The organism is Tardiphaga sp., from assembly GCF_044340795.1.
GTDB lineage: Bacteria > Pseudomonadota > Alphaproteobacteria > Rhizobiales > Xanthobacteraceae > Tardiphaga.
In genome coordinates, this window is record NZ_JBIISY010000361.1 from 1 (window position 1) to 4,342 (window position 4,342).

Annotated in this window: 6 protein-coding genes; all 6 read left to right on the plus strand. The window is 61.7% G+C overall.

Going from position 1 to position 4,342, the window contains the following annotated elements; translation table 11 throughout:
- On the plus strand, positions 1 to 775 hold a 775-nt coding region (gene ugpE, locus ACIQ17_RS31285), incomplete at its 5' end, for a sn-glycerol-3-phosphate ABC transporter permease UgpE (RefSeq protein ID WP_398473393.1).
- A gap of 1 nt (position 776) precedes the next feature.
- Positions 777 to 1,856, plus strand: coding sequence for a sn-glycerol-3-phosphate import ATP-binding protein UgpC (locus ACIQ17_RS31290; RefSeq protein ID WP_398473395.1), 1,080 nt, complete (start codon positions 777 to 779; stop codon positions 1,854 to 1,856).
- 158 nt (positions 1,857 to 2,014) lie between these two features.
- Complete coding sequence (locus ACIQ17_RS31295) at positions 2,015 to 2,440, plus strand: Hsp20 family protein (RefSeq protein ID WP_398473400.1); 426 nt, start codon at positions 2,015 to 2,017, stop codon at positions 2,438 to 2,440.
- 106 nt (positions 2,441 to 2,546) lie between these two features.
- Entirely contained in the window at positions 2,547 to 2,816 is a 270-nt protein-coding gene (locus ACIQ17_RS31300; RefSeq protein ID WP_398473396.1) for a DUF1150 family protein, read from the plus strand.
- A 312-nt stretch (positions 2,817 to 3,128) separates the two neighbouring features.
- On the plus strand, positions 3,129 to 3,749 hold the full coding sequence (locus ACIQ17_RS31305) for a hypothetical protein (RefSeq protein ID WP_398473398.1): 621 nt from the start codon (positions 3,129 to 3,131) through the stop codon (positions 3,747 to 3,749).
- Between the two features lie 31 nt (positions 3,750 to 3,780).
- Complete coding sequence (locus ACIQ17_RS31310; RefSeq protein ID WP_398473399.1) at positions 3,781 to 4,281, plus strand: hypothetical protein; 501 nt, start codon at positions 3,781 to 3,783, stop codon at positions 4,279 to 4,281.
- Positions 4,282 to 4,342 lie beyond the last annotated feature (61 nt).

Here is a 4,342-nt window from a genome sequence, read left to right on the forward strand (position 1 = left end):
CCCCGTCTATGTGGCGCTGATCGCCTCGACCCATGACGCGGCCACCGTGGTGAACGGCAACATGCCGATGACGCCAGGCAGCCACACATGGGACAACTATTATCGCGCCATCTTCGTCGGCGGATCGCGCGCCAGCCGCGAGCCCGTCGGGTACATGCTGATCAACTCCTTCGTCATGGCGATGGGAATCGCGCTCGGCAAGATCCTGATCTCGATCCTGTCCGCCTATGCCGTCGTCTATTTCCGCTTCCCGTTCCGCCAGACGGCGTTCTGGATCATCTTCATCACGCTGATGCTGCCGGTCGAGGTGCGCATCTATCCGACCTACAAGGTCATCGCCGACCTGAAGATGCTCGATAGCTATGCCGGCTTGATCCTGCCGCTGATTGCGTCCGCCACCGGCACGCTGCTGTTCCGGCAGTTCTTCATGACGATCCCCGATGAGCTGCTGGAAGCCTCGCGCATCGATGGCGCGGGGCCGTATCGCTTCTTCAAGGATACGCTGCTGCCGCTGTCGGTGACGACCATGGCGGCGTTGTTCGTGATCCAGTTCATCTATGGCTGGAACCAGTATCTGTGGCCGCTGCTGATCACCACGCAGGATTCCATGCAGACCATTGTCACCGGCATCAAGAAGATGCTGACCACGACGGACGAACTCGCGGAATGGCAGCTCGCGATGGCAACGGCCATTCTCGCGATGCTGCCGCCCGTGGCAGTAGTCATCTTCATGCAGCGGCTGTTCGTGCGCGGTCTGGTCGAGACGGAGAAATAACATGGCCAGCGTAACGTTGCGCGACGTGCGAAAAACCTATCCTGGCGGCTTCGAGGCCATCAAGGGTATCGGCTTCGAGATTCCGGATGGCCAGTTCTGTGTGCTGGTCGGCCCGAGCGGCTGCGGCAAGTCCACATTACTGCGTATGGTGGCGGGGCTGGAAACGGTCACCTCCGGCGAGATCGACATCGGCGGCCGTGTGGTCAACCAAGTGGAGCCCGCCGATCGCGACATCGCCATGGTGTTCCAGAACTATGCGCTCTATCCGCACATGACGGTCTATAACAACATGGCCTATGGGCTGCGCAATCGCGGCATGGCGGCACCCGAAATCGACACCCGCGTGCGCGAAGCGGCGCAGACGCTCGAACTCGCCACCATGCTCGACCGCAAGCCGCGCCAGCTCTCCGGCGGCCAGCGCCAGCGCGTCGCCATGGGCCGCGCCATCGTGCGGCAGCCAAAAGTGTTTCTGTTCGACGAGCCGCTCTCCAATCTCGACGCCAAATTGCGTGTGGCCATGCGCGTGGAAATTCGAAAACTGCAGCGCAGGCTCAAGACCACATCGATCTATGTGACGCATGATCAGCTCGAGGCGATGACGCTGGCCGACATTCTCGTCGTCATGAATGGCGGCGTGGTGGAGCAGATCGGCAGCCCGCTCGACATCTACAGCAAGCCGAAGACCACTTTCGTCGCTTCCTTCATCGGCGCGCCGCCGATGAACCTCATCAAGCTGCGCGACGATGCGCTCAGCGCCAGTGTCGGAGCCACCGGCGCCGGTATTCTCGGCGTCCGCCCCGAGGACCTCGTGCTCGCCGATGCCGCGCCAGACGGCGGCATTGCGCTCGACCTGACCGTGGACACCATCGAGCGCGTCGGCGCCGAAACCTATGTTTATGGCTCCCGGGCAGGCCGCGAGGCGGCCGTCAGCACCACGCCGGGCGAACTGCCCGAGGGCGAGATGATCGTCCGCATCCCCGGGCTGGAGGCGCCGGCCATCGGTGCCCATATCCGCGCGGTGGCACCGCGGGCCAAGCTGCACCTGTTCTCGGCCGATGGTCGCAGCCGGATCGAAAGCTGATCCTTTTCAAGCTGTTGACACCGTTTACCCTGCAATCGCCGGGTGCTTGAACCGGACCCGGCGATCCCCATATCCTTGGCAGACCGGTTGGCACAGTGCTGATCGGCCAGGGGTGCCGTAAGGGCCCCTCAAAGTCGCTTCGAGAGGGCTTTGTACCGATGTCTCGTGTTCCTTCGTTGTCCAGTCCGTTCCTTTTGGGGTTCGACGAGATCGAGCGTGCGCTCGACCGCGTCGTCAAAGGTGCCGACGGCTATCCTCCGTACAATATCGAGCGGTGCGACCGTGAAAACGGCCAGCCCGAAAAGCTCCGCATCACGCTGGCAGTTGCCGGCTTTACCCGTGAGCAACTCGATGTCACCACCGAGGAAAACCAGCTCGTCATCCGCGGCCGCCAGCAGGACGACAAGACCCGGCAATACATCCATCGCGGCATCGCCGCGCGCCACTTCCAGCGCACTTTCGTGCTGGCGGAGGGGATGCTGGTGCTGGGTGCGGATCTGAAGAACGGGTTGTTGTCGATCGATCTCGCAAGGCCCGAGCCAGAGCGGGTGATTAAGACAATTGCCATCAATGAGCACGAATAATTGCATCATCCGGAATAGTGGGTATCCGCTTTTCCGATAGGGCGATGCAAAAGAACGGAACTAGTAGCGGACTCGACCGCTTGAATCTTTGTGAGGAGTCGAGACGATGACTGAAGTCGAAATTGCTGCCGTGAAGAATCCTTCCATCACTACCGAAGCGCTGGCGCATCTGGGCGAAGGTTTGATCGCCTATGTGAAGCCTGTTCGCTCAGAGGACGTGCCCGGCCTGTTTCCGCAGGCGCCGGAGATTGCGCCGGGATTGCAGCTGTTCGCGCTGCATGCCGCCGATGGCACCCCGATCATGCTCACTGACAGCCGCGAAACGGCGATCGCGAATGCATGGAGCCAGGAATTGCAGGCCGTCAGCGTCCACTGACGCGAGACGCCTGAACGATGATCCCTGATACGCGGGCGCGGCCCGCGTATCTTGCGGCTGCGATCATCCGGTCCCGACGTGGTATTTGTTTAACCAGCCGTCAATGTCGTCGCCGCATCCTTTCGCGATCGATTCGATCCGCTGACGTCGATCGACATTCGTAAAATTTATCTCCCCATCATATCAAATCCCAATATCCGCTGCGATGCCTCGATCGTGGTTGATCGCATCGCTTTGCCGCTCGAAGCGAATGGTGACCACGCATTCACCATGACTTGAGAATGTCAGGTCATGACGAGATTCGAGGTCACCATGACTGAATCGATAGTTGGATCACCGCAGGCTCACATCGTGCAGATCGAACGCCTGCTGCATGGCTTCAGCACGACGCATGCCAACGACAATGTCGCGCCAGCGCGCGGCCGCCGCTTCAACGGGCGGCCGGTCGTGGCCGCGTGTCTCGCTTTCTTCGTTTTCGCGCCTGGCTGTGCCGCGGCCGCAGCGTTCCTGCTCCGCAGCGATGGCACCGTGCCGCCACTGGTGACGCCCGACAGCAACACGCCTGCCGTGACGAAATCCGATCGCCTGCCGCTCGAACAATGGAGCGCGGAAGCGAGCGAACGTCTCGGCGCGCAGCAAGACGTTCGCACCGCTGCCGCGATCGTCGCGGAAGACACGAAATTCCTTCAGCCCATGGTGATCCGCGGCAGTCTGGAAGACGGCACGATCACGGCCTTCGCGGAAGCGACACCGAGCGAAGTCGCCATGGCCAGCGCGCCGGCAGTCACCGAGCCGAGCGTTGCGCCCGTCAAGCCGCGAGCCAAGCGGCATGCGCGGCGCACTCCCCCGATCCGCGTGGCGGAAGCTGCGCCGATACCTGAGCCTCCAGAACCAACCTTCTTCGAAAAACTCTTCGGGACGCGTTTCAACTAACTCTGCCCCATCCAAACAAGCGAGCACAAAAATGCAAAACACTGCAGCGATGAACTCGGACGTCAAAGCCCTCCTCACCCTCCTCGCCCTCAAGACCGGCACCACATCGCCGGAGATCCACCACGCGCTGCAGCTCGCTGCCGCGTCACGTGTGATGATGGCGGAAGAACATGCGAATCCCGCGCGCGGTCAGGTCGATGGCACCGCCAGCAATGTCGCCAAGCTGCGCCCCAATGCAAACATGCCGGAAACATCGGCTTCGGTTCGTCGCATGAAGCAGAGTGCCGATGCGATGAATTCCGACATCAAGGCGCTGATCACGCTGATGCTGCTGAAGAACGGCGCTGATGCCAACGAAATCCAGACTGCGCTCCGCATGGCTGCCGGCTCGCGCGCCGCAGCCGCCGCCGAGGAAGCCGAAGCGCAGCGCGTGGAGCAACAGGTGGACGGCAATCCGGAAATGGTCGCCGAACTGGCGAGCCTCGCAGGCGGTCGTCAGGCCTCGCGCAGCGAGAAGGAATTTGCGGCTTAACGCTGTCAATTCTTGCTACTCAGTCTGTCGTCACCTGGCTTGACCGGGTGACCCATTACAC

Bases quoted from the DNA above. Each gene is read 5' to 3' on its own strand.
- ACIQ17_RS31290 (WP_398473395.1), top strand. From the start codon at position 777: ATGGCCAGCGTAACGTTGCGCGACGTGCGAAAAACCTATCCTGGCGGC.
- ACIQ17_RS31295 (WP_398473400.1), top strand. From the start codon at position 2,015: ATGTCTCGTGTTCCTTCGTTGTCCAGTCCGTTCCTTTTGGGGTTCGAC.
- ACIQ17_RS31300 (WP_398473396.1), top strand. From the start codon at position 2,547: ATGACTGAAGTCGAAATTGCTGCCGTGAAGAATCCTTCCATCACTACC.
- ACIQ17_RS31305 (WP_398473398.1), top strand. From the start codon at position 3,129: ATGACTGAATCGATAGTTGGATCACCGCAGGCTCACATCGTGCAGATC.
- ACIQ17_RS31310 (WP_398473399.1), top strand. From the start codon at position 3,781: ATGCAAAACACTGCAGCGATGAACTCGGACGTCAAAGCCCTCCTCACC.